Source organism: Halobacterium noricense (genome assembly GCF_021233435.1).
Taxonomy (GTDB): domain Archaea; phylum Halobacteriota; class Halobacteria; order Halobacteriales; family Halobacteriaceae; genus Halobacterium; species Halobacterium noricense.
In genome coordinates this window covers 1838391-1864229 of sequence record NZ_CP089468.1, presented here as the reverse complement: position 1 = coordinate 1864229, position 25839 = coordinate 1838391, and the positions used below count along the sequence as shown (strand labels likewise).

29 protein-coding genes and 4 pseudogenes are annotated in these 25839 nt (G+C 65.3%); 19 read left to right on the top strand and 14 right to left on the bottom strand.

The features are described 5' to 3' along the window. Positions 1-399: 399 nt before the first annotated feature. The 7 genes and pseudogenes from LT974_RS09755 to LT974_RS09725 all read right to left on the bottom strand — a co-directional run bounded on the left by LT974_RS09755 (position 400) and on the right by LT974_RS09725 (position 4752). Positions 400-792 (bottom strand): DUF2267 domain-containing protein, encoded by a 393-nt coding sequence (locus LT974_RS09755; RefSeq protein WP_232587480.1) that lies wholly within the window; start codon positions 790-792, stop codon positions 400-402. A gap of 87 nt (positions 793-879) precedes the next feature. Continuing rightward, positions 880-2895, bottom strand: coding sequence for a DUF7282 domain-containing protein (locus LT974_RS09750; protein WP_232587479.1), 2016 nt, complete (start codon positions 2893-2895; stop codon positions 880-882). Positions 2896-3121: 226 nt separating this feature from the next. Further along, positions 3122-3424, bottom strand: a complete 303-nt coding sequence (locus tag LT974_RS09745) for a hypothetical protein (protein ID WP_232587478.1) — start codon at positions 3422-3424, stop codon at positions 3122-3124. Positions 3425-3497: 73 nt separating this feature from the next. Beyond that, on the bottom strand, positions 3498-3773 hold the full coding sequence (locus LT974_RS09740) for an ArsR/SmtB family transcription factor (protein ID WP_059057013.1): 276 nt from the start codon (positions 3771-3773) through the stop codon (positions 3498-3500). Positions 3774-3849: 76 nt separating this feature from the next. Beyond that, on the bottom strand, positions 3850-4134 hold the full coding sequence (locus tag LT974_RS09735; protein WP_232587477.1) for a DUF357 domain-containing protein: 285 nt from the start codon (positions 4132-4134) through the stop codon (positions 3850-3852). A 66-nt stretch (positions 4135-4200) separates the two neighbouring features. Then, positions 4201-4487: pseudogene (locus LT974_RS17955) on the bottom strand (type II toxin-antitoxin system RelE family toxin). Beyond that, the gene (locus LT974_RS09725; RefSeq protein WP_232587475.1) at positions 4477-4752 is read right to left on the bottom strand and encodes a ribbon-helix-helix domain-containing protein; all 276 of its coding nucleotides are present in this window, start codon (positions 4750-4752) and stop codon (positions 4477-4479) included. The pseudogene LT974_RS17955 and the gene LT974_RS09725 overlap by 11 nt, the downstream one beginning before the upstream one ends. 121 nt (positions 4753-4873) lie before the next feature. Here LT974_RS09725 and LT974_RS09720 point away from each other — a divergent pair, with 121 nt between their 5' ends. From LT974_RS09720 to LT974_RS09710, 3 genes are all read left to right on the top strand, one after another. Continuing rightward, positions 4874-6361: an FAD-dependent oxidoreductase gene (locus LT974_RS09720; protein ID WP_232587474.1), complete on the top strand. Its 1488-nt coding sequence runs from the start codon at positions 4874-4876 to the stop codon at positions 6359-6361. 59 nt (positions 6362-6420) lie between these two features. Beyond that, the gene (locus LT974_RS09715) at positions 6421-6705 is read left to right on the top strand and encodes a DUF7545 family protein (RefSeq protein ID WP_232587473.1); all 285 of its coding nucleotides are present in this window, start codon (positions 6421-6423) and stop codon (positions 6703-6705) included. A gap of 82 nt (positions 6706-6787) precedes the next feature. Then, a complete protein-coding gene (locus LT974_RS09710) occupies positions 6788-7222 on the top strand; it encodes a universal stress protein (RefSeq protein ID WP_232587472.1) in 435 nt (144 codons plus the stop codon). A gap of 18 nt (positions 7223-7240) precedes the next feature. Here LT974_RS09710 and LT974_RS09705 read toward each other — a convergent pair whose 3' ends face one another. After that, positions 7241-7900 carry a 2,5-diamino-6-(ribosylamino)-4(3H)-pyrimidinone 5'-phosphate reductase gene (locus LT974_RS09705; protein WP_232587471.1) on the bottom strand — a complete coding sequence of 220 codons (660 nt, stop codon included), beginning with the start codon at positions 7898-7900 and terminating at the stop codon, positions 7241-7243. A gap of 102 nt (positions 7901-8002) precedes the next feature. Here LT974_RS09705 and LT974_RS09700 point away from each other — a divergent pair, with 102 nt between their 5' ends. The 4 genes from LT974_RS09700 (at position 8003) to LT974_RS09685 (ending at position 14667) form a co-directional block, all read left to right on the top strand. Continuing rightward, entirely contained in the window at positions 8003-9271 is a 1269-nt protein-coding gene (locus LT974_RS09700) for a Single-stranded DNA binding protein (protein WP_232587470.1), read from the top strand. Beyond that, positions 9268-10872: an RPA family protein gene (locus LT974_RS09695; protein ID WP_232587469.1), complete on the top strand. Its 1605-nt coding sequence runs from the start codon at positions 9268-9270 to the stop codon at positions 10870-10872. Before LT974_RS09700 ends, LT974_RS09695 begins: the two co-directional genes overlap by 4 nt. Then, a complete protein-coding gene (locus tag LT974_RS09690) occupies positions 10873-11724 on the top strand; it encodes a metallophosphoesterase (protein ID WP_232587468.1) in 852 nt (283 codons plus the stop codon). A 114-nt stretch (positions 11725-11838) separates the two neighbouring features. Continuing rightward, positions 11839-14667: a DEAD/DEAH box helicase gene (locus tag LT974_RS09685; RefSeq protein WP_232587467.1), complete on the top strand. Its 2829-nt coding sequence runs from the start codon at positions 11839-11841 to the stop codon at positions 14665-14667. Here LT974_RS09685 and LT974_RS09680 read toward each other — a convergent pair whose 3' ends face one another. Continuing rightward, complete coding sequence (locus tag LT974_RS09680; RefSeq protein WP_232587466.1) at positions 14668-15258, bottom strand: response regulator; 591 nt, start codon at positions 15256-15258, stop codon at positions 14668-14670. A gap of 88 nt (positions 15259-15346) precedes the next feature. Further along, positions 15347-16408, bottom strand: a complete 1062-nt coding sequence (locus LT974_RS09675) for a two-component system sensor histidine kinase NtrB (protein WP_232587465.1) — start codon at positions 16406-16408, stop codon at positions 15347-15349. A gap of 100 nt (positions 16409-16508) precedes the next feature. On the opposite strand from LT974_RS09675, the gene LT974_RS09670 reads away from it, so the two are divergent. After that, a complete protein-coding gene (locus LT974_RS09670; protein ID WP_232587464.1) occupies positions 16509-17066 on the top strand; it encodes a GNAT family N-acetyltransferase in 558 nt (185 codons plus the stop codon). A 158-nt stretch (positions 17067-17224) separates the two neighbouring features. Beyond that, entirely contained in the window at positions 17225-17359 is a 135-nt protein-coding gene (locus LT974_RS17760; RefSeq protein WP_269785376.1) for a DUF7128 family protein, read from the top strand. Between the two features lie 18 nt (positions 17360-17377). Here the strand turns inward: LT974_RS17760 and LT974_RS09665 are convergent, their stop codons facing one another. After that, entirely contained in the window at positions 17378-17815 is a 438-nt protein-coding gene (locus tag LT974_RS09665; protein ID WP_230892295.1) for a DUF5796 family protein, read from the bottom strand. Between the two features lie 179 nt (positions 17816-17994). On the opposite strand from LT974_RS09665, the gene LT974_RS09660 reads away from it, so the two are divergent. From LT974_RS09660 to LT974_RS09650, 3 genes are all read left to right on the top strand, one after another. Further along, complete coding sequence (locus LT974_RS09660) at positions 17995-18849, top strand: shikimate kinase (protein WP_232587463.1); 855 nt, start codon at positions 17995-17997, stop codon at positions 18847-18849. Then, the gene (locus tag LT974_RS09655) at positions 18783-19112 is read left to right on the top strand and encodes a chorismate mutase (protein ID WP_408611681.1); all 330 of its coding nucleotides are present in this window, start codon (positions 18783-18785) and stop codon (positions 19110-19112) included. Before LT974_RS09660 ends, LT974_RS09655 begins: the two co-directional genes overlap by 67 nt. 232 nt (positions 19113-19344) lie before the next feature. Further along, positions 19345-20112, top strand: a complete 768-nt coding sequence (locus LT974_RS09650) for a helix-turn-helix domain-containing protein (protein WP_232587461.1) — start codon at positions 19345-19347, stop codon at positions 20110-20112. Positions 20113-20200: 88 nt separating this feature from the next. Here LT974_RS09650 and LT974_RS09645 read toward each other — a convergent pair. After that, positions 20201-21513 (bottom strand): annotated as a pseudogene (locus LT974_RS09645) (RNA-guided endonuclease InsQ/TnpB family protein). 216 nt (positions 21514-21729) lie between these two features. Between LT974_RS09645 and LT974_RS09640 the strand changes: the two are divergent. From LT974_RS09640 to LT974_RS09615, 6 genes and pseudogenes are all read left to right on the top strand, one after another. Continuing rightward, positions 21730-22488 carry an MBL fold metallo-hydrolase gene (locus tag LT974_RS09640; RefSeq protein WP_232587460.1) on the top strand — a complete coding sequence of 253 codons (759 nt, stop codon included), beginning with the start codon at positions 21730-21732 and terminating at the stop codon, positions 22486-22488. A gap of 104 nt (positions 22489-22592) precedes the next feature. Continuing rightward, the gene (locus tag LT974_RS09635) at positions 22593-23051 is read left to right on the top strand and encodes a hypothetical protein (RefSeq protein ID WP_232587459.1); all 459 of its coding nucleotides are present in this window, start codon (positions 22593-22595) and stop codon (positions 23049-23051) included. A 122-nt stretch (positions 23052-23173) separates the two neighbouring features. Beyond that, the gene (locus LT974_RS09630) at positions 23174-23404 is read left to right on the top strand and encodes a hypothetical protein (RefSeq protein WP_232587458.1); all 231 of its coding nucleotides are present in this window, start codon (positions 23174-23176) and stop codon (positions 23402-23404) included. Between the two features lie 7 nt (positions 23405-23411). Beyond that, positions 23412-23570: pseudogene (locus tag LT974_RS09625) on the top strand (PIN domain-containing protein); the annotation flags it as partial. A gap of 48 nt (positions 23571-23618) precedes the next feature. Next, positions 23619-23819, top strand: coding sequence for a CopG family transcriptional regulator (locus tag LT974_RS09620; protein WP_232590242.1), 201 nt, complete (start codon positions 23619-23621; stop codon positions 23817-23819). After that, positions 23812-24089, top strand: a pseudogene (locus LT974_RS09615) (type II toxin-antitoxin system RelE family toxin). The gene LT974_RS09620 and the pseudogene LT974_RS09615 overlap by 8 nt, the downstream one beginning before the upstream one ends. A gap of 130 nt (positions 24090-24219) precedes the next feature. Here LT974_RS09615 and LT974_RS09610 read toward each other — a convergent pair. Together LT974_RS09610 and LT974_RS09605 are read right to left on the bottom strand one after the other, a co-directional pair. After that, positions 24220-24573: a type II toxin-antitoxin system PemK/MazF family toxin gene (locus LT974_RS09610; RefSeq protein WP_232587455.1), complete on the bottom strand. Its 354-nt coding sequence runs from the start codon at positions 24571-24573 to the stop codon at positions 24220-24222. Then, complete coding sequence (locus tag LT974_RS09605) at positions 24570-24809, bottom strand: hypothetical protein (RefSeq protein WP_232587454.1); 240 nt, start codon at positions 24807-24809, stop codon at positions 24570-24572. Before LT974_RS09605 ends, LT974_RS09610 begins: the two co-directional genes overlap by 4 nt. Positions 24810-25072: 263 nt before the next feature. On the opposite strand from LT974_RS09605, the gene LT974_RS09600 reads away from it, so the two are divergent. After that, entirely contained in the window at positions 25073-25783 is a 711-nt protein-coding gene (locus tag LT974_RS09600; protein ID WP_232587453.1) for a DUF47 family protein, read from the top strand. Positions 25784-25839: the final 56 nt, after the last annotated feature.

The window sequence follows — 25839 nt, the reverse complement described above, 5'->3', positions numbered from 1 at the left end:
GCGGAGGTCCTCGACGACAGCGTCAGGACCGCCGTCGAGCGCGCGCATACGAGCGCGGAGTTAAGTGCCAACACTGCTGGAAGTTGACGAAACTCGGCCACATAGTTGGTAATACAATAAGAGCGTGCGTTTGGAGAGCGATTTGAGGCAGTTTCCCCTCGTTGATTCAATCGAAAACACGCATTACAGACTCGTTAAACCCGATATAGCCTCAATTTCAGCCGCTCAGACGAGAGTGAACGCGCGTAGCGAGCCGCGGGAGTGTCGTGAGTGCAACGAACGAGACCACGGGAGACGAGCACTGCGAGTCTCCCGACGGCCGAGACCGCCGAGGGCTTTCAAAAGACAACATCGTCTCCGCTACTCTCGTCTACGTATCTGAACACTACTCCGTCTCGCTCAGTAGTACTCGTCGGTAGCGAGTAGCTCGAAGAGGTCGTCGTAGCCCTCGGGGAGCTGGGCGGTGACGTCCTGGAGTTCGCTCTCGGGCACCGTCTCGTCGACGACGTCCAGCACGACCTGCGCGTAGAACGCGGCGTCGGCGTAGTCGGCGTTCGCGCGCTCGGCGACCCGCTGGACGAAGTCGTCGTAGTCGAATATCTGGCCGGAGTCCGCCTGGTGGAGGAAGATGTCGATTTCCATCGGGAGCGGGCCAGCGAGGTCGGACGCTTCGCCCGGCTGCAGTCGTTCACCGAGCGTGGTGAGGACGGCGCGGGTGACTCGGATTGCTTCGCCACGGGAGGCCAGTTCGGCACGGTTCTGGACCGCACCGACGAACTCGTCGTGCTTCATGAACGTGTGGACGTAGACCGGCCCCTGAAAAATGGCTGGTGGCCGTTCCGCCGATGCTCGCCGGGCCGAATCACCGTGTCGAGCGCGTTACTGCTGTCGAACTGCCAGCAGCGCGGCCCCGAGGAGTGCGACGAGCGCAATACCGATGCCGAAGCCGGGGACGCTCCCGCCGGATCCGTCGTCGGTCGTGTCGCCAGCCTCGGTGGTCTGCATCATCTCAGTCGTTTCCATCGTTTCGGTGGTTTCGGTCGTCATCGCGGGCGCGTCCACCGTCGCGGAACTCATTACGGGTGCGCCGTTGGCGACGTACGGGCCGTCGGCGCTGCCCTCCGATTCGACGAACGTGTACGTCTCGTCGCCGTCGGAGTCCGCGTGCGCCATCGCGAACACCGTCGTCTCGCCGTCGAGTTCGCTGTCCAGCATCACTTCGACGTTCTCGTGGGTGCCGGGTGCGAGGTACGCGGAGGTGCCGCGGACGCTGTCGAAGACCGCGCCGTCGGCGAGGGTGCCGTCGTGAATCGTCACGAACCCGCCGTTCGCGAGCGTCACCGAGTCGACGACGACCGTCGACCCGTCGCTCTCCTGGTCGCTGATGGTCGTGACTGCGTTCACGGACGCGTGGGCGGTGTCGACGACCGCGCCGCCGTTCGCGGTGAACGGCCCGTCGTCGCTGCCCTCGGAGGTGACGAAGTCGTACGACTGGTCCCCGTCAGAGTCCACGTGGGGCATCGCAACGACCGTCTGTGACTCGTTGATCGGGTCGTGGAGGGTGATTTCGACGTCCTCGTGGTGGCCGGCTTCGAGGTACGTCGACGTCCCTGCGACGCTGCCGAGCGACTCGCCGGTGAACAGGGAGGCGTCGTGAATCGTCACGAAGCCGGGTTCGCTGAGGTCGACAGAGTCCACGACGACCGTGTGGCCGTCGGACTGCTGGTGGTCGACGCTGACGGACGCGGAGACGGTCGCGGACGCGGTGTCGACGACTGCGCTACCGTCAGCCGTGTACGGGCCGTCCTCGCTGCCCTCGGATTCCTCGAACGTGTACGCTTCGTCGCCGTTCGTGTCCATGTGCGCCATCGGCACGAGCGTGCCGTCCTCGGTGTACGGGTCGTCGAGGCTCACGCGGACGTTCCGGTGGAGGCCGGGTTCGAGGTACATCGACGTGCCGCGGATGCTCTCGAAGACCGCGCCCTCGGTGACGCTACCGTCGTGGACGGTGACGAACCCGCCGTCGGGCAGGAACACCGAATCGACGGTCGCGGCGTGACCGCCGGTGGTCTGGTTCATCGCGGACACGGACGCCGTGTTCGACTGCGTGACCATCGCGGTGTCGAGGACGGCTTCCCCGTTCATGTCGGTGAACGGGCCGTCGTCGCTGCCCTCGGAGGAGACGAAGTCGTAGGTCTCGTCGCCGTCGGAGTCGACGTGGGGCATCGGAATCACCGTCTCGTTGCCGACCGACTCGTCGAGTTCGACGCGGACGTTCTCGTGGACGCCCGCCGAGAGGTACGCGGAGTGCCCGACGACGCTGCCGAGCGCGTCGCCGTCGAGGAGGCTGTCGTTGTGGACGGCGACGAAGCCGGGCTCGGCCAGCTCGACGCGGTCGACGACGACGGAATTACCGTCGGTCGGCTGGTCGCTCATCGACACGGTTGAGGACGCGGTGACGTTCGCCGCGGCGACGACAGCACCGCCGTCAGCCGTGTACGGGCCGTCGACGGCCGCGTTCGCGGAGACAAACTCGTAGACGCGGTCGCCGTCGGTGTCCATGTGCGGCATCGCGACGAGCGTGTCGTCCTCGGCGAGCGGCTCGTCCAGGTGGACGGTGACGTTGTCGTGCGTGCCGGGTTCGAGGTACGCCGACGACCCGACGACGCTGCCGAGCGTTTCGCCCTCCTGCACGCTGCTGTCGTGAATCGTCACGAACCCGCCGTTCGGGAGCGTGGCGCTGTCGACGGTGACCGTCTGGCCACCGGAAGTCTGTGCGTCGAACGTGACGCTCGCAGCCGCCTGCTGGTCGGCCGTCGCTGCCGCAGGTGCGACGGCGAACAGCGAGCCAACGACGACGGCTGTGAGCACGAGTGCTTGGATGCGTTCCCGCATACCACCGACGACACCCGGTACTTGAAAGAAGATTTCCCGAATTCAGGCCCAATTTCCGCCGGAGATTCGCCAAATTGCGTCCCTAGGCCCCTCTATCGCCGATATCATCGTATTGCCAAGTCTGGCGGAGGAGGGTATCGGGCGCGGTGGCTGCGGCTAGGCTGGTCGTCGTGAGCGAGCCGAAGAAGCGAGGTCAGTGCCAGGTCAGTGCCGAGTCAGTATTGGGTCAGTCCCACGTCACCCACAGCAGGAACGCGATGGCGGCAGTTTCGAGCAGCCGCAGCGCCATCATCGCGGTCGCGGAAATCGACGGCAGGCCGCTGAACCACGCGGTCAACACGTCGTGCATCACGAAGTAGTAGAGCCCGAGCGCGTTCTCCCCGAGCAACAGCAGACCGAACACGAGCAGGCCGAGCGTGTGTTTCGACTGTATCTGCCGGTAGTTGCGAGCCCACACGCCGCAGAGCGCGAGCAGTGCGACGACGTTGACCGCCATCGCCGCTCGCGTCACGTCCGCCCAGACTGTCATCTACACCACCGTTGGCAGGAGCGGTAGTTATACGCTTTCCCAAATTCGGCCGGTATTCCCCTAGAATCGTGCATCATTCGACCTCCTCGATGATTTCCTCGATGGTGTCCCAGTTGTCGCGGGCCGCGTCCGTCGGCAGGTACACCGCGCCGTAGTCGTCGCCGCTGGACTGCACGATGTCGTTCTCGACGAGCACGTCGAGGTGGTGTCGGACCGTCTTGTAGTCGAGGTCCAGGTCCTCCGCGAGCTGGTTCGCGTTTCTCGGACGGTCGGCGAGCGCCCGCAGCAGGCGGACGCGGTTCGGTCCGCCGCGCGTCCCCGTCAACACGTACCAGAGCGCGGCCTCCATCGACTACTCCGAGACGGCGCAGTACCGTAAAACCACCCGACATCGCACGGCGTGCCGGCTCCGGACGCGCGAGCGCCTACACGGTGAACAGGTGACCACTCTCGGGCACGTCGAAGAGCCCGATTCGAGCGCCCGCGTCCAGCCACGCGTGCCCGTAGGAGAACGCCGCGAGCGCGTTCACTGGGTCGTCGTGGTCGCGGAAGTGACGGCCGTCGTCGAGGTACGACTGTGCCATCTCCTCGTACTCGGCAGCGGCCTCGCCCAGCGGCGTGTCCGCGGGTGGAACGGCTTCGGCTTCCGCGAGCGCTTCGGCCAGCAGGCCCTCGTAGCGGTCCATCTTCTCGTGGAGGTCGGCGGGCATACCCGAGTGTGGGGCGACGCGGGGCGTAAGCGCTTGGGTCGCGGGATGTGAAATCGGCAGTGCGAGTCAATCGTCTCCGGGTTTGTACGCGCTACCGCGTTGCTCGATGGTGTACACGTCGAGCAGTTTCGCTTCGTGGTCGCAGACTGCACCGAGGCGGAACGCGCCGATTCGGAGCTTCGAGTGCGGGACGCCAGTCAGCGTTCCAGGTAGTCGTCCGGGTCCCGCCACTGGTCGTTGACGATTTCGTCGAGTTTGTCCGTGATGCGGTCCTGTGCGTGCGGGTCGAGGTCGTCGTACGTTCGTTTCGCTGGCGCGCGGAACTGCCACGTCCACTCGCCGTCACTCGTCATCGCCGAGAATGTCCTCGCGGGAGAACGTCTCGCTGTCGCCGGTGCGTCGCGCGTGTTCGACGGCGGCAATCTCCTTCCAACTCTTGCGGGTCAGGCCGGGATGCCGGACCGCGTCTCGGAGTGCTTCGCGGATGAACTCGCTCCGACTGTTGTAGCCCTCGTCCTGCCACGTGGCGTCGACGTCCGCGAGCAGCGACTCCGTCAGCCGAACGTTGATGTTCGTCTTCTCCGGTTCGCCCCCACCGTTCGTATCTGCATCAGACATACGTACGTGTTACATAAGCTCGTCCAAAAGCGTTCTGCCGTCGTGAACGAGGGGCTCCGATGTGCCGGCACACTTCCCGGCCAACACAACGTACAAACACCGCGGTCACCGACTAGGACGTATGACCGACGAGCCCCGAGTGGAAATCTACACGAAGACAGACTGCTCGTACTGCGAGAAGGCCAAGGACCTCTTCGACGCGAAGGGCGTCGACTACGTGACGTACAACGTTACTACCGGGGAACGAAGTCATCCGAGAGACGGCGACGCCGTCTCTCGTGATGACGAAAATTCCCAGCGGGAATTTTCGAACCATTCCCCGAACCATTCGAGCGGGCAGAGCCCGCGAGAAGAGGGCGACGAGGAGTTGTTCGCGGAGATGAAAGAGCGCGCGAACGGCCGCGAGACCGCCCCCGAGGTGTTCATCGACGACGAGCTCATCGGCGGCTGGGACGACACCCACGAACTCGACCAGACCGGCGAACTCGACGAGAAGCTCGGCATCGCCGACGGCAGCGATAGCGAGACCCCGGCGGGGTCTCGAAACGGAAGCGGTGAAACCGCTGACGACGTCGTCGAGCACCGCAAGCTCATCATCACCGGGACGGGCATCGCGGCGCTGACGGCGGCAATCTACGCGGCGCGCTCGAACAACGATCCGCTGCTGTTCGAGGGCGACGAGCCCGGCGGCCAGCTCACGCTCACGACTGAGGTCGAGAACTACCCGGGCTTCCCGGAGGGCATCTCGGGGCCGGACCTCATCAACAACATGAAAGAGCAGGCCGAGCGCTTCGGCTCGGAGCTCGAACACGGCGTCGTCGAAAACGTCGACGACGCCCAGCGGCCGTTCCGCGTGGAGCTCACGAACGGCGACGTCTACACCGCCGACGCGGTCATCGCGGCGTCCGGTGCGAGCGCGCGGACGCTCGGCATCCCCGGCGAGGACGAGCTCATGGGGTACGGCGTCTCGACGTGTGCGACCTGCGACGGCGCGTTCTTCAAGGGCGAGGACATGGTCGTCGTCGGCGGCGGCGACGCGGCCGCCGAGGAGGCGAGCTTCCTCACGAAGTTCGCGGACACCGTCTACCTGGTCCACCGACGCGAGGAACTCCGCGCGGAGGACTACTGGCAGGAACGCATCCAGGAGCACGTCGACGACGGCGACATGGAAGTCCTCTGGGACACGGAAGCCGTCGAGGTCAACGGCACCCCCGAGGCCGGCGTCGAGGACGTGACGCTCGTGCGCCATCCCGAGGGCCACCCGTCGGCGAAGCTCGACGACGAGGAGACCGAGCAATTCTCGCTGTCGGTTGGCGCGTTCTTCGTCGCCATCGGCCACACGCCGAACACGGACTACCTCGAAGACACGGACGTCGAACTCGACGACGAGGGTTACATCGTCACCCGCGGCGGCAAGGGCGGCGGCCAGACGCGCACCGACGTCGAGGGCATCTTCGGCGCTGGCGACGTCGTCGACTACCACTACCAGCAGGCGGTCACCGCGGCCGGCATGGGCAGCAAGGCCGCGCTGGACGCCGACGAGTACCTCGAAAGCGAAGGGAGCGCGACGGCCGCCGAAGGCAGCGAGGCCGCGCCCGCGGACGACTGAAGCCGGCGGCTCGGTCCCGTAACCACACTCATTTTAGTCGCGGTCCCGTCCGTGCGAGCATGGACGAAGCCACGTTCACCATCGAGGACCCGGACGGCGACACCAACGAGGTCACGATTCCCGCGCGACTCGTGGAAATCTTCAGCGAGGAGGACGACGAGAGCGAGGCACAGGTCGTCGGCGACATCGCGCTGATGGCGTTCGCGCAGCGCGCTCACGCCCTCGTCCACCACGGCCAGGGCGAGCCTACCGAGGAACTGCAGAACGTCGAGGAAGCCGTCCTCGACCAGTTCGAGGAGCGCTTCGGGCAGACGTACGCGGAAGCGACCGGCCACCAGCACTAACTCGTTTTCGACGCGCTGTCGCGGTTCGCGCGCCGCCCGCTTCGGGGAAGCGTATTTGTCCGCCGCCCGAGACTAGCCGCGGGTGTACTCGACGATTCTCGTTCCGACCGACGGCAGTGAGGGGGCCTCGGAGGCGGTGGGCGTCGGCCTCGCCTTAGCCGAACGGTTCGACGCCGAGGTGCATGCGCTGTACGTCGTCGACGAGCGGTTCGTCGCGACGGAGTTCGACCTCGTCGTCGAGGAAGCGCACGCGGAGGCCGAGCGCGCGCTCGACCACGCCGGCCGACAGTGTGAGGACGGCGGCATCATCGTGGAGAAACACCTCCGGACCGGCCTGCCACACGAGGAGATTCTGGACGCGGCCGGGGACTACGACGCGGACCTCGTGGTGATGGGCAAGCACGGCCGCAGCGGCCTCGACCGATTCCTCAGCGTCGGGAGCGTCACCGAGCGCGTCGTCCGGCGGGCGGAGGTGCAGGTCACGACGGTGCCCGTCTCACGGGCCGACGGCGGATAGCGGTCCGGGAACGGCGAGTCAGCAGTCGTATTCGAGGAGGACGCCGTCGTCGATGCGTTCGACGCCCGCCAGGTCGAGTTCCGGGAAGTCGCGGACGAAGCCGTCGCCGTCGGCGAGCGTCGGGGCGTCGCGGCCGCCGATAATCTTGGGCGCGACGAACACCGAGAGATCGTCGACGAGGTCGTCGGCGAACAGCGAGAAGATGAGTTCGCCGCCGCCCTCGACCAGCAGGTCTTCGACGCCGCGGGCTTCCAGTTGGTCGAGCGCGTCGGGAAGTTCGACGCGGTTCTCGCCGGCAACCACGACAGTCGCGCCGGCGTCTTCGAGCGTCTGGCGGTGCTCGCGGGGTTCCTCTTCGGCGACGAGGACGTACGTCTCCGCAGCACCGTCGAGCACGCCGGCGTCCGGCGGCGTACGGGCGTGCGAGTCCGCGACGACGCGAGCGGGCTGGGGGGCGTCGCCGCGCTGGTCGCGTTCGGCGACCAGGTCAGAGTCGTCGACGGTCAGCGATGGGTTGTCCGCGAGTACGGTGCCGACGCCGACCATCACGGCGTCGACGCTCGCGCGCAGCTCGTCCACGCGCCGGAAGTCGGCCTCGCCGCTGATGGCGACCTGTTCGCGGCGGCGCGTCGAGAGCTTGCCGTCCGCGCTCATCGCGGCGTTGACGACGACGTGCATACGCTGGGGAGGGGGCGGCGGTGGGAAACGCGTTTCGTGTTCGGTCCACGCGCGCCCGCTCGCGAGAACCCTTTTACGGCAGGCAGCCCGAACTACGGACGCATGAACATCGACGACCACGCCGAGGAGCTCGCCTCCGACCTCGGTGTAGACAAAGCGGAGGTCAAAGAGAACCTGCAGAACCTCGTGGAGTACAGCGTTCCCGTGGAGGAGGCCAAGCGGAGCCTCCGTCGGAAGTTCGGCGACGAGTCCGGCGGCGACTCGGGCGGCCCGACTGCAGAAAACATCGTGGACGTCAGCCCCGACTCGGGCAGCGTCACCGTGACGGCAAAAGTCCTGACGGCGGGCAAGCGCTCGATTCGCTACCAGGGCGACGACCACGTCATCGGCGAGGGCGAACTCGCCGACGAAACCGGGAAAATCTCGTACACTGCGTGGGAGGACTTCGGCCTCGAACCCGGCGACACCGTCGCCATCGGAAACGCCAGCGTCCGCGAGTACGAGGGGAATCCCGAACTCAACTTCGGGGAATCTTCGACCGTGAGCAAGGCCGAGGACATCGACGTGCCCTACGACGTGGGCGGCGACCGCGATCTCGCCGACCTCGCGCCGGGCGACCGCGGCCGGAACGTCGAGGTCCGCGTGACCGAGGTCGAGACCCGGACCATCGACGGCCGGGACGGCGAGACGGAGATTCTGAGCGGCGTCCTCGGCGACGAGAGCGCGCGCCTCCCGTTCACCGACTGGGACCCGCACACTGAAATCGAGGAGGGCGCGTCCGTCCGCCTCGAAGACGTCTACGTCCGCGAGTTCCGCGGCGTTCCCTCCGTGAACGTCTCGGAGTTCTCGACGGTCACGAGCCTCGACGAACCCGTCGAAGTGGGCGGCCCGACCCGGATGGCGATTCGGGAGGCCGTCGATCGCGGCGGCGCGTACGACGTCGAACTCGTCGGGAACGTCATCGAAGTCCGGGACGGCTCCGGGCTCATCCAGCGTTGTCCCGAGTGCGGCCGCGTCGTCCAGAAGGGGCAGTGCCGCCAGCACGGCGACGTGGAGGGCGAGGACGACCTGCGCGTGAAGGCGATTCTCGACGACGGCACGGACACCGTCACGGTGATTCTCGACCGCGAACTCACCGAGGAGGTGTACGGCGGCGACATCGAGGACGCGCGCCAGCAGGCCCGCGACGCGATGGACCAGACCGTCGTCGCGGACACCATCGCCGAGACGCTCGTCGGCTCCGAGTACACGGTCCGCGGCCACCTCTCGGTGGACGACTACGGCGCGAACCTCGAAACGCTGGAGTTCCGTGAATCCGCCGACGACCCGGCCGAGCGTGCGCAGGCCTTCCTTCAGGAGGTGGAAGCATGAGTCAATCTGAGGACGAGGAGGTCAACCGCCGCGAGGTCGCCTACCGGCTGTTCGCCGCGGAGTTCGACGACGCCGACTACAGTTACGCCGAGAGCGACGAGGAGCGCGCGCCGAACTACGTCGTGACGCCGACCGGCGCGCGCGTCAACCGCGTGTTCGTCGTGGGCGTGCTCACCGAGGTCGAGCAGGTCAGCGACGACGTGGTGCGCGCGCGGGTCGTCGACCCGACGGGCGCGTTCGTCGTCTACGCCGGGCAGTACCAGCCCGAGGCGCTGGCCGCTCTCGAATCCGCAGACACGCCGTCGTTCGTCGCGGTGACGGGGAAGGCCCGGACCTTCCAGCCGGAGGACGCGGACGTCGTCTACACGTCCATCCGCCCGGAGGAAGTCAGCGAGGTCGACGCCGAAACCCGCGACCGCTGGGTCGTCTCGACGGCCGAGCAGACCGTCGACCGCGTGGCGACGATGGCGGCCGCCCACGAGCGCGTCGAGCGCGGCGACAACCTCCGCGAGATTCTGGAAGCCGCGGGCGTCCAGCACGGGCTCGCGGCGGGCATCCCGCTGGCGCTCGACCACTACGGCACGACGCCGGCGTACCTCGACGCGGTCCGCACGCTCACCCTGGACGCGGCGCGCGTCGTCGCCGGCGAGCGCGACGAAGTCGGCGACCTCGCGCTCTCCCCGAGCGACGAGGGCGACGCCGACCTCAGCTTCGCGGCCGACCTCGACAGTGAATCGGCCGACGGGGAAGAGCAGGCAGCCGAGACGACCGAAGCTGAACCCGCCGAACCCACCGAATCCGAAGCCGCCGAGAGCGACGAAGCGCCCGACGCGGGGACGGTAGATGCGGATCTCGGCGAGGGCGACGAGGAGACGGAAGTCGAGACTGCGCCCGCGGTCAGCGAGACCGAGGAAGAACCCGAGCCGGAGACTGAATCCGAACCGGAGACCGAGGAGAGCGTCGAAGCGAGCGAACCGGAGGCCGAGCCGGAGTCGGAACCGGCGTCGGCGACCGGTCCAGCCGCCGAGACGCCCGAACCCGACGAAGTCGCTGCGGAAGCCGCGCCCGAGGAGGGCGAAGCAGCCGCGGACGGCGAGATGTACGAGCTCTCCGAGGAGGAGCGCGAGGAAGTCAAGGAGAACTACGACGTCGGCTTCTCGACGGGGACCGAAGTCCCGGACGCCGGCGAGTCGGACATCGACGTACCCGAATCCGACGAGGAAGCCGGCGGAGACGAAGCCACCGAGGAAGCCACGGACGAAGACGACCTCGGTGACTTCGACGCCGACGACGAGGCGTTCGACGAGTCTCAGGACGAGGACAGCGACGACCTCGACGAATTCACCGCCGAGGAGGACGACGAGCCCGAGTCCGACAGCGAGGACTCCGAAGCCGGAGAGATGGACCTCGACCTCGAAGACTACGTCGTGGAGCTGATGGACGAACTCGACGACGGCGACGGCGCGCTCCGCGAGAACGTCGTCGCGACGGCGGCCGACGAGCGGGACGCCGACGAGGGCGAAATCGAGGACGCCATCCAGGAGGCGCTGATGAGCGGGCGCTGCTACGAGTCCGGCGACGACCACCTGAAAGCCATCTAGATGGCGCTGGTGGAGCCGATTCTCGGCGAACCCGCCGCGGTCGCCGACCTCGAAGGAGAGCGCGCGGCCGACAGCGTGGAGGCCGCGGACGGACGAGCGGGGAGCAGCGCGACCAGCGAAGTCGAAGGTACGGAGACCTCGGAACGAGGGAGCGGCGAAGCCGCGACCCGCGAGCAGGCGCTTGTCGTCGCTGACTACCACGCGGGTATCGAGCGCTCGCTGCGCCGCGAGGGGCTGGAAGTCCAGAGTCGCGCCGAGCACCGCCGCGAGCGCGTGCTCGACCTCGTCAGCGAGACGCAGCCGGATCGCATTATTTTCCTCGGCGACCTCGGGCACGCCATCGGCACGCCCGAGGGCGCTGAACACGACGAACTCGACGCGCTGTTCGACGCGCTCGACGTCCCCGTGACGCTCGTCGTGGGGAACCACGACGGCGGGCTCGCCGACGAGTTCGACCTCGACGCGACACCCCCGGAGGGCGCGCGCTTCGGTGACGTCGGATTCGCGCACGGCCACACGTGGCCCGCGCCCGAAGTGCTGGAGGCGGAGACGGTCTGCGTCGGCCACGAGCATCCGACAGTCCGGCTGGAGGACGAGGTCGGCGGGACGCGCGTCGAGCGCGCGTGGCTGCGCGGCCCGCTCGACGCCGCGCCGTTCGAGGAGTACCACGGCGAGACCATCGACGTGCACGGCGACCTCGCGGTGGTCCCGGCATTCAACGACCTCTCCGGCGGGACGTGGGTGAACGTCGAGGGCCAGGAATTCCTCGCGCCGTTCCTCCCCGAGGCGTGCCCGGACGCCCAACTCTACTTGCTGGACGGGACGCGGCTCGGTCGCTATCGCGACGTCTGAACGGCCGCATATCTTCGCTGTCGCCTCGCCGAGAGGGGCGTCGAGGAGTCGAGTTAGGGGCAGTCGTGTCGCCCGGCAACGCGCTTATTCGGGTTGCGGCCCTACGTTTGAGAGATGAGTGAGACGCGGGGGATGGACGCGTTCTCGCACCTCGGCGGCGAGGTTCGGGCGGCGCTCTCCGAGCGCGGGTTCACGACGCCGACGGAGCCACAGCGCCGCGCGATTCCCGCGCTCGCGGACGGCCGAAACGGCCTCGTGGTCGCGCCCACTGGGACCGGGAAGACGGAGACGGCGATGCTTCCGGTCCTCAATAGCATCGTCGAAGAGGGCGCGCCGGAGGGGTTCGCAGCGCTGTACGTGACCCCGCTACGGGCGCTGAACCGCGACATGCGTGAGCGCCTCGACTGGTGGGGGGAGACGCTCGGCCTCGACGTGGACGTCCGGCACGGCGACACGACGCAGTACCAGCGCAAGAAACAGGCCGACGACCCGCCGGACGTGCTCGTGACGACCCCGGAGACGTTGCAGGCGATGCTCACCGGGGAGAAGCTCCGGAACGGTCTCGCGGACGTGCGCCACGTCGTCGTCGACGAAGTGCACGAACTCGCGGGCGCGAAGCGCGGCGCCCAACTCTCGATTGGGATGGAGCGGCTCGTGGAGCTCGCGGGGGACTTCCAGCGCATCGGGCTGTCGGCGACCGTCGGCGACCCCAGCGAAGTGGGCGCGTTCCTCACGGGCGGCCGGGGCTGCGAGATTATCGAGGTCGACGTCACGTCGAAAGTCGAGTTCTCGGTGCGCGAGCCGGAGATAACCGAGCGCGACGAACGCCTGAGCAACGAGTTGATGACGTCGCCGTCGATGGCGAGCCACGTGCGCGCCATCCAGGAAATCGTCGACGAGCACGACTCCACGCTGATTTTCGTGAACACGCGCCAGACCGCGGAGGCGCTGGGGTCGCGGTTCAAGGAACTGGACGCCAACATCGGCGTCCACCACGGGTCCCTGTCGAAGGAAGCCCGCATCGAGGTCGAAGACCAGTTCAAGGCCGGCGAACTCGACGGCTTGCTCTGCACGTCCTCGATGGAACTCGGCATCGACGTGGGCCGCATCGACCACGTCGTCCAGTACGCCTCGCCACGGGAGGTCGCACGCCTGCTCCAGCGCGTCGGGCGCGCGGGCCACCGCCGCGACGAGGTCAGCCACGGCACCGTCGTGACGGGCAGCCCGGACGACACGTTCGAGGCGCTGGCCATCGCGCGGCGCGCCGGCGAGGGCGACGTGGAGACGATGCAGATTCACCACGGCAGCCTCGACACCGTAGCGAACCAAATCGTCGGCGTGGTGATGGACTTCGGGGAGACGAGCGCACGCCACGCCTACCAGATCGTGACGCGGGCGTACCCGTTCCACGACCTCGACGAGACAACGTTCCGCGAGGTGGCGATGGAACTGCACAACAACCGCGTCGTCTACGTCGACGAGGACGACGACACCGTCTCGAAATCCGGGGGGACGTGGCAGTACTACTACGCGAACCTCTCGATGATTCCCGACGAGGAGACGTACGCCGTCTACGACATGGCGGCGGGCCGGCAGGTCGGGACGCTGGACGAGCGCTTCGTCGTGAACTTCGCGGAACCCGGCGCGACGTTCGTCCAGCGCGGGGAGATGTGGCGCATCACGAACATCGACGAAGAAGAGGAGGAGGTCAACGTCTCCCCCATCGAGGACCCCGCGGGCGAGGTGCCGTCGTGGACGGGCCAGGAGATTCCCGTGCCTTACGAGGTCGCCCAGGAGGTCGGGGAGATGCGCGAAGTCGCGGCCGACCAGTTCGACGCGGGCGCGACCCTCGAAGGAGTCGCACGTGAGTTCACGGCGCGCTACCCGACGGACGAGTACACCGCGGGCGAGGCGCTCGAACAGGTCGAGTACCACGTCGACAGCGGGAACGCGATGCCCAGCGACGACCGCATCGTCGTCGAACAGGAAGGCAAGACAATCGTCGTGAACGCGGCCCTCGGCCACGAGGCCAACGAGACCGTCGGCCGGCTGCTGTCGGCGTTACTCGGCCAGCGAACCGGCTCCTCGGTGGGGCTCGACGTCGGCCCGTACCGCGTCGAACTGGACGTGCCCGCGCGCATCAGCGCGAACGGCGTCGTGGACCTGCTGCACGAGACGGACTCCGAGCACGTCGAGCCGCTGCTGGAGTTGAGTCTCAAGCAGTCGGAGACGCTGAAGTTCACGCTCGCGCAGGTCGCCGCGAAGTTCGGCGCACTCAAGCGTTGGAAAGGGCGAGATGGCGTCGGGCTGTCGCGGCTGCTGGGCGCGCTCGAAGACACGCCCGTCTACGACGAGGCCGTCCGCGAGGTGTTCCACACCGACCTCGACGTCGAACGCACCAGCGAGGTCCTCGAAGCAATCCAGTCCGGCAACTTGGAAGTCGCCATCGAGGGCGAACGAACGGCCATCGGCGTCGGCGGCCGCTCGTCGGGGTCGGAACTCCTCACACCCGAGAACGCGGACGCCAGCGTCGTGCAGGCGGTCCGCGAGCGCATCCAGGACGACCGCGTGAAACTGTTCTGTACGCACTGCCAGGACTGGGAGCACGAGACGAAAGTCCGGCGCGTCAGCGACCAGCCCGAGTGCCCGTACTGCGGGTCGACGCGCGTCGCCGCGCTGTCGCCGTGGGCCGACGACGCGGTGAAGGCGGTGCGCGCCGACGACAAGGACGACGAGCAGCGCGACCGCACCGAGCGCGTCTTCCGGAACGCGAGCATCGTCCAGAGCCACGGCAAGAAAGCGATTATCGCGCTGTCAGCGCGCGGCGTCGGCCCGCGGAACGCTGCCCGCGTCATCAACCGCCACCGCGAGGACGAGGCCGACTTCTACCGGGACATCCTCGAACGCGAACGTGAGTACGCCCGCACGAAGGCGTTCTGGTAGTCAGAGGTCGCGGAACGCGGCTTCGAGGTCGTCGTCGTCCATCTCGCCGACGACATCGTCGAGTTCGCTGTCGAGTTCGTCGCGGCGCTCGACGAGCTGCTGGTAGGTGTCGCTGTCCTCCAGTTGGGACGCGCGCTTCTCGTCCTCGAGCGCCGCAATCTTCCGGGAGACGGCGAAGAACTGGCGGGACTGGTCGCCGAACGACGACAGCCCGAGGAGGGTCTCGACGGTGTCCCGAATCTCTCCTTGGTCGACGGGCTTGGTGAGGTACGTGTCGAAGGACATCTCCGCGATGTCGAAGTCGGGGTCGACCGCGGTCACCATCGCCACCCGGCAGTCGAGGCCGCGCTCCCGGAGGCGGTCCAGCACTTCGTCGCCGGAGAGGTCCGGCATGTGGCGGTCGAGGAGGACGACGTCGATGTCCTCGTCGGCTGCGTCGAGGGCTTGCGCCCCGTTCGTTGCGGTTCGGACCTCGTACTCGTCGGGGAGCCAGAGCGCGTACGCCTCCGCGACGTTCGCCTCGTCGTCCACGACGAGCACGACCGGCGCATCGTGGTCGAGGCTCCCGTCCGCGGCGCTTTCAGTAGACATCACTCGCCACCTGATTTGGTTCGACGGTACTTGGATGTAGTGGCACGCCGGCGAAGCACCGCCTCAGGGGTGTCAGTCGTCCGAACAATCATTCGGCATCGCCGTTCTCGCTCCGGCGAACGCCCGCGAACTCGAAGCGCGCGCCGCCCGCCTCACTGTCGGTCACGCTCACGGTCCAGCCGTGGGCGTCCGCGATGCTCTCGACGATGTTCAGCCCGAACCCGGTGCCGTCGTCGTCGGTCGTGAACCCGTAGTCGAAGACGTCCGCATGGTCGGCTTCGGGGATGCCGGGGCCGTCGTCGGCGACGTAGAAACCGTCGCCGGCGCTCAGCGGGCCGACTTCGACGGTGACGTCGTCGCCGGCGTGCCGAATCGCGTTCCCGAGCAGGTTCTCGAACAGCGACAACAGGCGCTCGCGGTCGGCCTGCACGACGCCGATGTCCTCGACGTGCAGCGTCGCCTCCGGGCCGCCGACGTTCTGCCACGCTTCCTCGGCGACGGCGGCGGGTGAGACTGGCTCGGGTTCGCCGACGGTGTGGCCCTGTTTCGTGAGCGTGAGCACGTCCTCGATGAGGTCGCCCATGCGTTGGTGGATGTGTTCGAGTTCGTCGAGGTACTCCGTCGGGTCGTCGGCATTCTTCGCCAGCGCGACCTGTGCGCGCGCCGTGTTCAGCGGGTCGCGGAGGTCGTGGCTGAGGATGCCCGCGAACCGCTCCAGTTGCTCGTTCTGTCGTTCGAGTTTGCGCTCGCGCTCCACGCGGTCCGTGACGTCGCGCATGATGCCGGAGAACACGCGCTGGCCGTCGTACTGGTGTTCCTCGAACGTAATCGAGAGCTGGACCTCGTGGCCGTCCTTGTGCTCGCCGGGGAGTTCGATGTCGTTCCAGTCGAGAGTACGCTCGCCCGTTTCGACGTACTCCGCGATGGCAGCGTGGTGGGCCCCCTGGAAGCGCTCGGGCATCACCACGGTGAGTGGTTCGCCGACGAGTTCCGCGGGCTCGTAGCCGAACACGCGCTCGACCGAGCGATTCGCGAACAGAATCGTGCTATCCGCGTCGATGCTGATGATGGCGTCCGAGCCGTGCTCGACGAGCGTCCGGAAGAACGACTCGTCCTCGACGACCCCCGCTGGTTCGGTGTCCGTGCTCATCGCAGTTACGACAGTACGAACGGCGACCATCCGGATTACTCTGGCGCCGACCCGAGCACACACCGCAACGCGTTCCAACTGCGAGCACCGAGCCACGCCCATGAGCGAGGACACGCGCTACTTGCTGTGGCCGGACGGCCTACGACCGCCGGACGTCGACGTGCCGGACGGGTATGCGCTCCGAACGAGCAAGTTAGCCGGTCGGGACCGAGAAGCAATCGAGGAGTTGCTCGAAACGGGCTGCTGGGACGTCGGTATCGAGGCGTTCCGCGACCGCGTGCTGCCGAACGGCTCGTTCGTCGCCGTCGAGCGCGCGACGAACGCCGTCGTCGGGACGTGTTCGGCAATCCACGAGCCGAACGCGGGCGACCACCGCTTCCCGTTCGGCGCCGCGCTGGCGTACCTCGTCGTCGACCCCGTGCACCGCCGCGAGGGACTGGGGCGTGCGCTTTCCGCCGCAGCCACTCGTCGGCTACTGGACGCAGGCTACGACAGCGTGCGCGTCGGCGTCGAACCAGACCGCTACCCGGCGCTCGCGCTCTCCCTGAACGCCGGCTACGCGCCCTGTATCCTCGACGAGAACGACGTCGGCCGGTGGCGCGACGTCTTCGACCACCTCGGGCTGCCGTTCGACCCCGAGCGCTGCCTGCGGCCCTAGTCGCGGTCGAGTGCCGCGAGCACGCCGTTCCGGAGGTTGGCGTCGTCAGCCGCGAGTTCGACGCGAGGGGACGTATGCCTACTGGCGAACCACCCGGTATCGGAGCCGGCGTCGCGACGGGGGCAACGGTTTTTACCTCGGGCGACGGAGACCCACGCATGGTCGAGGAGACTGAGCGCGACGACATGCTCTGGTACCGCTGCGAAGAGTGCGGGCTAATGTTCGACGACCAGGGGGACGCCGAACAGCACGAACAGAACTGCGACGCCGAAGAACCCTCCTATCTCCAGTAACGGGCGGTCAGAGCGCGTTCACTCCTCTGACTCTGCTGCGAACAGCTCGAACGAGCGCTCGCCGAGCTCGTCCTCCTCGAAGACGAACACGCGACCCCGCGCCTCTTCGGGGTCGGCTTCGACTTCCGTCGCGTAGCCGTCCGCGCGCACGGTCACGCCCGGGAACAGTTCCTCTTCCTCGCCGGGGTCGAGCAGGACGCGGCCGACGCCCGTCGATTCGAGAATCTCGTCGTGGGTCTTCAGGTCGTTCACGTAGACGAGGACGCCCTCCGTCTCCGTCGGGTCCGTGACGAGGACGTGGACGTCCTTGCCCGGCCGGCACCGCACCGTCCCGTGGACTTTCTCCGGGACGCCGTTGTAGAACGTGCGGCGGCCGTCCGTGTACTCGACGTAGACGCCCTCCTCTTCGAGGTCGACGCCGAGAGTGCTCGGCGCGATGTCGTTGCGGGCGCTCATGTCCGTGGATTGCGGGTGGGAGAGGAAAAGCCCGCCGTTTGCGTGCCCGAGCGGAGTGAGGGCACGCTGCTCACGGCTCGCGGTGCTCGCCGTTCGCCCTAACGTGGCCTCGCGTTGCTCGGCCACGCTCCCCTTGCCCGAAACGCCAGTGGTAAATACGGGCCGTGACAGGACAACACATGGATGGCCGTGCAGCAGCGCCAGCCGCGGGCACCGTGTTGAACGCGCTCGCGACGGGCATCGGGTCGGCGTTCGCGCTCGATTTCGACGTGACAGCCGAGGTGTCGCTGGACGCGGCCGCCGACGGCGTCACCGGCAGCATCGCCGACCACTCGGACGCCGACACTAAACTCGTGGAGCGCTGCGTATCGCTGGTGACCGACCAGTACGGGCACGGTGAGGGTGGCACCGTCCACACGGACAGCGAGGTGCCGCTGGCGTCCGGCCTGAAGAGTTCGAGCGCGGCCGCGAACGCGACCGTGCTTGCGACGCTGGACGCGCTCGGCGAAGTCGAGAGCGTCTCCCGCGAGCGGGCGGCGCGCCTCGGCGTCGAGGCCGCCCGCGGCGTCGGCGTCACCGTCACGGGCGCGTTCGACGACGCCTCGGCGAGCATGCTCGGCGGGCTCACGATGACGGACAACCGCGAGGACGACCTACTGTTCCGCGAGGAAGTCGAGTGGGCGGCGCTCGTGTGGACGCCGCCCGAGCAGTCCTTCTCCGCGGACGCGGACGTCGAGCGCTGCCAGCGCATCGCGCCGATGGCCGAGCACGTCGCGGACCTCGCCGCCGACGGCGAGTACGGCACCGCGATGACGATTAACGGGCTGGCATTCGCGGCGGCGCTCGGCCACCCGACCGAGCCAATTGTGGACGCCCTCCCGCACGCCGACGGGGCGTCCCTCTCGGGCACCGGCCCGAGCTACGTCGCCGTCGGCGACCACGACGCACTCACGGAGGTGAAACCACTATGGGACGAGAACCCGGGGACAGTCCGGCTGACGACGACGCAGCTGGACGGGGCCCGGACGATATGAGTCTAGAGGAACTGCGCGAGGAAATCGAAGCAATCGATCGCGAAATCGTCGACCTCATCGCGCGACGCACGTACGTCGCCGAGACCATCGCGGAGGTCAAAGACGAGCGCGGCATGGCGACCACCGACGAGAGCCAGGAGCAAGCGGTGATGGACCGCGCCGGCCGGAACGCCGAAGCGTTCGGCGTCGACCCGAACCTCGTGAAGGCCATCTTCCGGCTGCTCATCGAGTTGAACAAGGTCGAGCAACGTAATAAGAGGTAACACACAACATACCGATCTGATAGTAGACATCGGAACTACTACCTCCGTCGTACTTGCTGGCCGTAGCTATTGAGGGAGCAGCTACCGGCTAGTGTCGCTTTTAACTCATATCTAGCGGCGAGTCGTCACTAGTTCTGGTACGTTTCTGAATCGTCCAACCCAGTCATCACACCGCGCGAGACTCGGAACACTCCTATCAGGTTTTACCCGTCAAGCGAGAACGTACGGTATTGTGCGCGAGTTCGTCTTCACGGTCGAATACGAGAAGGGGACTGACGAGGTGATGGATCTCTTCATCGAACACGCAGACTTGTACGCCCGGTCGATGGAAATCAGTGCGACCAGCGAGGCAGTGTGGGGAATCGACAAGGTTGTCGGCCCGGCTGCTGTCCTCACCGAGTTCGACGACCAGCTAGAACGCGTCGCCAGTGATCCGAATACGTCTGGAATGTGTGGTGCGCCCGTGACCGAGTACGAGTACACGACCCTCTCGTCAAACCCGGAGTCACGGAAGATCCACTCGCTTCGCCGGGAAGGCGACGGCCCGCGGTCGATCCCGCTTGTCGCCGCGAACCACGTCGGCGAGGGGCTGATAATGCGATCGGAGCGTCGTGGCGACCAATTCCGGTGGCGCTTACTCATCGACGGGCCTGTAGCAGCGATCCACGAGGAAGTCCGTGAGAACCTTCGTGAGGGGCTGTCGCTGACCGTCGAACGGCTCGGAACGCCGCCATGTTTGCTGGAAGACAGTCGCGTCCAGCAAACCCTCACGCCCGAACAGAAGTCGGCACTTGAGGCTGCAATCGAACGCGGGTACTACGAGGAGCCACGGCAGCAGTCGGTCACCGAGATTGCTGCCGACGTAGACGTGTCGCGTTCGACGTTCCAGTACCGTCTCAACCGAGCGGAGGCGTGGCTGGCACAGCAGTTCGCCGCCGATTCACTCGACATCGACCTCGACGTAGATCTTGATCCTGAGGATATCGAGTTCATTCAGTGAGCGAGTGCGTAAACTACCCCACCCTACTCCCTCGGCGCTCCGCGCCTCGGTTTATTGAGGGAGGGGCTTTGATGTGGACTCCCGGTAATCACGCACCAGCAATACGCTGGTACCCGTCGCCGTTCAACATCCCACCATTTATACACAGGTCTACTTCTGCGTCTCCGCTCCCCGACGTGGGCGAGGAACGGAGTTTGTGTCCCTGTTTCCGAACGTACCGCATACCGACGTTCTTCGCGCTGTTGTAGTCCGCGTTCACTTCGTAGCCGCACTTCTGGCACTCAAAGTGTTCTCCGTGGCGGTTTTCCTCGTGAGTGAACCCACAGTCCGTCCGCGAACAGCGTTGGGACGTGTGGTTCGGCTCGACTTGTTCCACGGAGACCCCCTGTTCGGGGGCCTTGTACTCAACGTACTCGAACAGGCGTCGGAACGCCCACACGTGGTGCCACTTTGCGTGGGGAAGTCGTTCTCGAATATCGGTCAAGTCCTCGAACACGATGACGTCGCAGTCGTAAGAGAGGGCCTCCGTGACGACTTCGTTAGCGACGGTGTGGCTGTACTGTTTGCGCCACGCTTGTTCGCGTTTCCCGAGTCGAAGCAGAGCGTTGTGCGCGGCTTGCGTGCCGCGCTGTTGCATTTCACCACGTCGCTTCTCGAACTCACGACACCAGTGGTCGTAGTCGTCTCCTTGCCAGAATCTGCCAGTTGAAGAGGCGGCAAGACTGTTGACGTCCTCAGAAATCAAAGATTTCTGATGGGCTGCGCAAGAGCTTCGCTCTTGCGAACGCCGAGGTCGATACCGAGGACTGTTTGGTGCCCGGTATCTTCCGAAACCTCTGCGTCATCACCGTCTCCTTCGGGGTCGTACTTTCGCGTGGTGATGTGGAAGTAGAACTCGTCGTCCACTGCGTCGTACTGGAGCGTGCTCGCACGGAACTCAAACTCTTCGGAGAGGACGTACCGTTCGTACGGTGTGGGGCTGTCCGAGGGAAGTTCAAAGTCACACTCGACGCGACCGTTAACGGTCGAGAGCGAGACTTTGTTTCGGTAGAACGTGGCGCTCCGCTTGTCGTAAAGCATACTCCAAGACGTGAACTCCGGTTGACTCACTCGCTTGCCCTGTTTCCACCGTTCGACGCATCCTTTGACGGCTTGGACGGCGCGTCGGATGGCTTCTTGAACGAGGTTCGCGGTGAGGTCGGTTTCGTCGCGGAGGTCGTCGTAGAGCGCGTCCCGCGCGGTGGTATTGGCCGTGATGCACTCGGTGTAGGAGGTGTTGGACCAACAGAACTCGGCGGCACGGTTAGCGCAGTGAAGGAACTGCCGAGCGGATTCGTGGAGGTCGTTGCGTCGCTCGTCGGGAGCGACGAGTTTGACCGGCGCGGTACGCCGAACCTCCATGTTTCAGATGAAAAGCCGACGGTTCTTAAATGTCCGAGAGTCGGTCGGGCGCAGTATGTCGGTTGTGTCGTATCATGCCGGTTTCCTCCCCGACCTACTCGCTCACTTTGTTCGCTCCTTGAAGTCGGGGGCTCCACCTCGAAAATGCTGAACGCCACATCGGTTGGAATATGTCGAAATAAATCCTACCCCGATGGCCCTCATACTGGTACTTGTATGCCAACAACTGGTGCCAACGTGCAGCTGATTCGCAACGCCACGATTCTCGTGGACGTTGGCGACACGACGCTCCTCGTCGATCCGATGTTCACGCCGCAGGGCGAGATGCCGACGGTGACGGACAACCCTGCCGTTCCCGAGTCCCTTACGACAGCGAACCAGAAACGGAACCCGCTCGTTCCATTACCGGACGTGAGTTTATCGTACGACGCCGTGGTCGTCACGCATCGCCACCCCGATCACTGGGACGAGGCGGCCAGAGAGGAACTCGACGCCGACGTGCCACTGTTCTGTCAACCCGAGGAGGCCGAGGCGTTTACCGATGAAGGCTTTGCCGACGTCCGGCCTGTTGACGACGAAACCTCCTTCGACGGTGTCACCATCCACCGAACGCCGGGCCAACACGGACATGGCGAGTTAGCCGAGGGGATGGGTCCGGTCTCGGGCTTCGTCTTCGAGGGCGACGAGACGGTGTACGTCGCTGGCGACACGATCTGGTACGAACCGGTCGAAGAGACCCTCGGCCAGTTCGAGCCCGACATGGTCGTCCTCAACGGCGGCGAAGCACAGTTCGAGCAGGGCGAACCCATCACAATGGGCGTCGAAGACATCTCAGCTGTCCGCGAGGCCACCGATGCGACCGTCGTCGTCGTCCACATGGAGGCGATTAACCACTGCTTGCTGTCGCGTGAGGAACTGCGGGCGGAGACGGAAGACGTACGCGTGCCTGAAGACGGGGAGCAGATCAGCCTGTAACTCGAAAGGGCTCGTTTGACCAGGGGTACGACTTTAGGATAGAATAATCGAATATCGGTAAGTACAGGCAGTCATTTATTGTGGTAGTGGATTATCTGTCATCTATGGAGCAATCCATGAACACGACGTGGAAACGGAGTGGTATCCGAGACACCATCGTCGTGATGGGGGTGCTTCTCGGCTTGCTGACCCTCCAGTTCGTCGTTCCGTTCCAGCCAGCCCAGATACTGGGATACTACCTCCTCATCGGATTTTTCCCGGTTGAAGCAGTGGTTGAGGGCGCGGACAGTGGTATCCTGTTCTACGCGTTGTTCGGAGTGTACGTCCTCGCCCTGAGTCTCATCGGGAGCGTTGCCGCGACTGTTTTTCGACACCGAACGCGTGACTCCGAACTGACGGACTGGCGATTCGGAGTGGCTGGTGGACTCGCCGTGACCGGCGCGATTGCACTTCTGTTTAGCGTGCGCACTCTCTTGAGCGGTACCGAACCGACGCCTGTATTCGTCGGTCTGGTAACTGCACTCGTTCTATTTGGATTGACAGCCATCTCAGCAGATCTTTAGGTTGCATAGCTGGAATCAGAATTCGAAACGGTGCGTAGCCGAACAATATGGGGCTCAGAAGGACCTCAAAGTAGTCGATACACCGTAAAAACACAATATTCTGTATGTACAAAGTTTCCTGTATGCCCAGTATCACAGTCAACGTGGACGACGAGCTCAAAGACCGAATGGAGAGACACCCGGAAATCAATTGGAGTGAGGTCACTCGACAAGCGATCCAGGAGAAAATCGAGACGCTCGAAGTGATGGACGAACTCATCAGCGAAAGCGAGCTCACTGAGAGCGACATTACAGAGATTGCGGATCGAATCAACGAGCATGGGCGCGAGCCCGTCGAAGAACAGTCAGACTAGCTCTTGGATGAAACTGGTTGTCGACGCCTACGTCGTTATCTCCGCGCTCATCGCTGATTCGAAAACGCGTGAGCTCATCGTCACGCTCGAACCGGACTTATTGACACCTGCGTTCGTCCACGACGAAATCGGGAACTACGAAGACCTGATTGTCGAGAAATCCGGAAATCTACTCGTTCGACACCACTAGCCGACCGAGACTGACGGCTACAAGATAGACGGTACGTGGCAAGGACGCGGCTTCAACAGTCGGAGCGAGTTCATCCGCTACACTCTGCGGGATGCGACCGAGTTCCCCGCGTTCGACCGCGACGAGCTCGTCGCGCTCCTCCGAGCAGAGGAGGACATCCACGAGGGGCGGACTATGAGTGCCGAGGAGGCCCGCGAGAAGTTCGGGACGGACGGCGATGAGTGACGACGAGTGGACGTGGGAGCTGACACCGACAGCGCAAAACGACCTCACCGCGCTCGACCCTCACGAACAAGACCGTATTCTCGACAAGCTCGACGAAATTGTCGATTCCCCGTGGCGCGACCCACCCGACTACGGCGAACCACTTCAGAACAGTCCCTGTAAGAAAGTGCGTGTCGGAGAGTTCCGTCTCGCCGTGGCGTTCCGTCAGAACGAACGACGCTAGTTGCCCGAATCAAGCGCCGAGGTGGAGCGTACACTGCTGACGACTGAAAAGACTCCGAAGAAGACGGCAATTTCGACGAAATCTGTAACATCAGTTTGAGGCCTGAACAAGGTCGAACAGCGCGAGAACCGGTAGAAGCCAAACTCACAGTTGAAGTACTCTATCGCGGATGAAACCTCAGTCGAGCGCGAGACTCAGTTTCAGTGCATCGTCTACGTCGTGCATCGTCTCTTCATCGAGGCTGCCCGCAACTGAGTGAATCCGCTTCTCGATAGAGACCACTCGAACTTGGTCGAGACGGATGGACGAATCTTTCTCGAAAGGGGACGTCTCGGCTTCGACGAACACCTCGAACGGGTAGTCCCGGTACGTGCCCGTTGCGGGTGCGACGATAGTCGTGCTCGAATTTCTATTCCCGACGTCGTTCTGGACGACAACCGCCGGTCGAGTTTTCTTCATCTCGTGGCCCTCCGCAGGGTCGAGGCGGACGACAACTACGTCACCACGTCGGATAGCTATCTCCTCGCTCATTCATCGAGCCCAGTCCACGCCTCGTCCGACGTGTCGCCCCACTCTTCGGCCAGCGTCTCTGCGTTCTCTGCGGCGTCACGGTATGCGGCGGCGAGGTCTTCCTCGTCAGGACGGTCAGATTCGACTTCGACGACGGCTACTGTGACGCGCTTGTTCGCGTACTCTGTCCCGAGGTAAATTCGTCCCCGGTCGTCCGTCTCGTTCGTTTGCAGGTCTCTGGCATCGACTTCGGGCATGTCACCCAGTATAACCCACTGCCGAATAACTCTTGCCCACTATTGCCCACGATGAACGTTCCACTGCGGGGCCTGACATCCCCTACGCGGTATATCTGCGGTCGCGCCTCGCTACTACTGTAATGCAAGCCATCGAGCCGAACGAGGTCGAACAGCGAAAGAGCCGCTAACAGGGCAGTACGACGCCGTCTATAGTCCCCAACTGTGGAGTACGGAGCCCTCATATCAACCTCTTTGTGACTGCCGGAGCTGACTTCGAATCGATGTCATCCAAGGGCGCTCCGGAGTTCTCCAGGCAGGTGGTCGAGCAGACCGACGCGTATCTCGACGCCATCAGCGAGTGCGTGGACCTGCTGTCACGACTCGTTGAGGGCTACGAGCCCGGGGACTCGGCCCGGCACCTCGTCGAGGAGATTCGAGCACTCGAGAGCGACTGCGACGCACAGAGCCGACGAATCAGCGCGCTCATCACGAACACGACGGTCAGGGAGTTCGGCATCCGCAACTCCCGCATGCACCTCAACGCCGAACAGGTCGTGCGGCTTTACCAGCTGCTCGACGAGATTCCGAACACGGCCGAGCAGATCGCCGAAGACCTCGTGACAATTGACCCAGAGCGGCGGCTCTCGTGCTTCCGACGATACCGGGAGATGGTCGACCACGCGACGACGGCGATGACCGCGCTCGCCGACGCCGTCCACGAGTTCGTCCGCCTGCTGTGTTCCTCGACCGAGACGGGGTCGATAGCCAGCCACGTGGAGACGGTTCGAGCCACCGAAACCGAGTGCGACGGCGTCCGCAACGCCGTAATCGCCGACGTCTTCGCCGACGACGCCATCCCCCAGCCGATGGTGTACCGGGAGTTCGCGTCCCTGTTCGACCGGCTCGTCGACGCGATGGAGGACGTGACCGACCAGCTCGTGTTGCTCTCCAGTAGCGAGCAGTGGATCACGGCGGAGCCGGAGAACCAGTAACGGACGGGCTAGTCGCTCCGAGCGGGCAAAGAAACTACTCGCAGGGTGCCGTAACG

Bases quoted from the DNA above. Each gene is read 5' to 3' on its own strand.
- LT974_RS09610 (WP_232587455.1), bottom strand. From the start codon at position 24,573: ATGAGCGAGGAGATAGCTATCCGACGTGGTGACGTAGTTGTCGTCCGC.
- LT974_RS09605 (WP_232587454.1), bottom strand. From the start codon at position 24,809: ATGCCCGAAGTCGATGCCAGAGACCTGCAAACGAACGAGACGGACGAC.
- LT974_RS09630 (WP_232587458.1), top strand. From the start codon at position 23,174: ATGCCCAGTATCACAGTCAACGTGGACGACGAGCTCAAAGACCGAATG.
- LT974_RS09670 (WP_232587464.1), top strand. From the start codon at position 16,509: ATGAGCGAGGACACGCGCTACTTGCTGTGGCCGGACGGCCTACGACCG.
- LT974_RS09660 (WP_232587463.1), top strand. From the start codon at position 17,995: ATGGATGGCCGTGCAGCAGCGCCAGCCGCGGGCACCGTGTTGAACGCG.
- LT974_RS09700 (WP_232587470.1), top strand. From the start codon at position 8,003: ATGAACATCGACGACCACGCCGAGGAGCTCGCCTCCGACCTCGGTGTA.
- LT974_RS09690 (WP_232587468.1), top strand. From the start codon at position 10,873: ATGGCGCTGGTGGAGCCGATTCTCGGCGAACCCGCCGCGGTCGCCGAC.
- LT974_RS09695 (WP_232587469.1), top strand. From the start codon at position 9,268: ATGAGTCAATCTGAGGACGAGGAGGTCAACCGCCGCGAGGTCGCCTAC.
- LT974_RS09680 (WP_232587466.1), bottom strand. From the start codon at position 15,258: ATGTCTACTGAAAGCGCCGCGGACGGGAGCCTCGACCACGATGCGCCG.
- LT974_RS09600 (WP_232587453.1), top strand. From the start codon at position 25,073: ATGTCATCCAAGGGCGCTCCGGAGTTCTCCAGGCAGGTGGTCGAGCAG.
- LT974_RS09635 (WP_232587459.1), top strand. From the start codon at position 22,593: ATGGAGCAATCCATGAACACGACGTGGAAACGGAGTGGTATCCGAGAC.
- LT974_RS09715 (WP_232587473.1), top strand. From the start codon at position 6,421: ATGGACGAAGCCACGTTCACCATCGAGGACCCGGACGGCGACACCAAC.
- LT974_RS09755 (WP_232587480.1), bottom strand. From the start codon at position 792: ATGAAGCACGACGAGTTCGTCGGTGCGGTCCAGAACCGTGCCGAACTG.
- LT974_RS09655 (WP_408611681.1), top strand. From the start codon at position 18,783: ATGGGACGAGAACCCGGGGACAGTCCGGCTGACGACGACGCAGCTGGA.
- LT974_RS09685 (WP_232587467.1), top strand. From the start codon at position 11,839: ATGAGTGAGACGCGGGGGATGGACGCGTTCTCGCACCTCGGCGGCGAG.
- LT974_RS17760 (WP_269785376.1), top strand. From the start codon at position 17,225: ATGGTCGAGGAGACTGAGCGCGACGACATGCTCTGGTACCGCTGCGAA.
- LT974_RS09705 (WP_232587471.1), bottom strand. From the start codon at position 7,900: ATGCACGTCGTCGTCAACGCCGCGATGAGCGCGGACGGCAAGCTCTCG.
- LT974_RS09720 (WP_232587474.1), top strand. From the start codon at position 4,874: ATGACCGACGAGCCCCGAGTGGAAATCTACACGAAGACAGACTGCTCG.
- LT974_RS09675 (WP_232587465.1), bottom strand. From the start codon at position 16,408: ATGAGCACGGACACCGAACCAGCGGGGGTCGTCGAGGACGAGTCGTTC.
- LT974_RS09740 (WP_059057013.1), bottom strand. From the start codon at position 3,773: ATGGAGGCCGCGCTCTGGTACGTGTTGACGGGGACGCGCGGCGGACCG.
- LT974_RS09640 (WP_232587460.1), top strand. From the start codon at position 21,730: ATGCCAACAACTGGTGCCAACGTGCAGCTGATTCGCAACGCCACGATT.
- LT974_RS09735 (WP_232587477.1), bottom strand. From the start codon at position 4,134: ATGCCCGCCGACCTCCACGAGAAGATGGACCGCTACGAGGGCCTGCTG.
- LT974_RS09745 (WP_232587478.1), bottom strand. From the start codon at position 3,424: ATGACAGTCTGGGCGGACGTGACGCGAGCGGCGATGGCGGTCAACGTC.
- LT974_RS09750 (WP_232587479.1), bottom strand. From the start codon at position 2,895: ATGCGGGAACGCATCCAAGCACTCGTGCTCACAGCCGTCGTCGTTGGC.
- LT974_RS09725 (WP_232587475.1), bottom strand. From the start codon at position 4,752: ATGTCTGATGCAGATACGAACGGTGGGGGCGAACCGGAGAAGACGAAC.
- LT974_RS09665 (WP_230892295.1), bottom strand. From the start codon at position 17,815: ATGAGCGCCCGCAACGACATCGCGCCGAGCACTCTCGGCGTCGACCTC.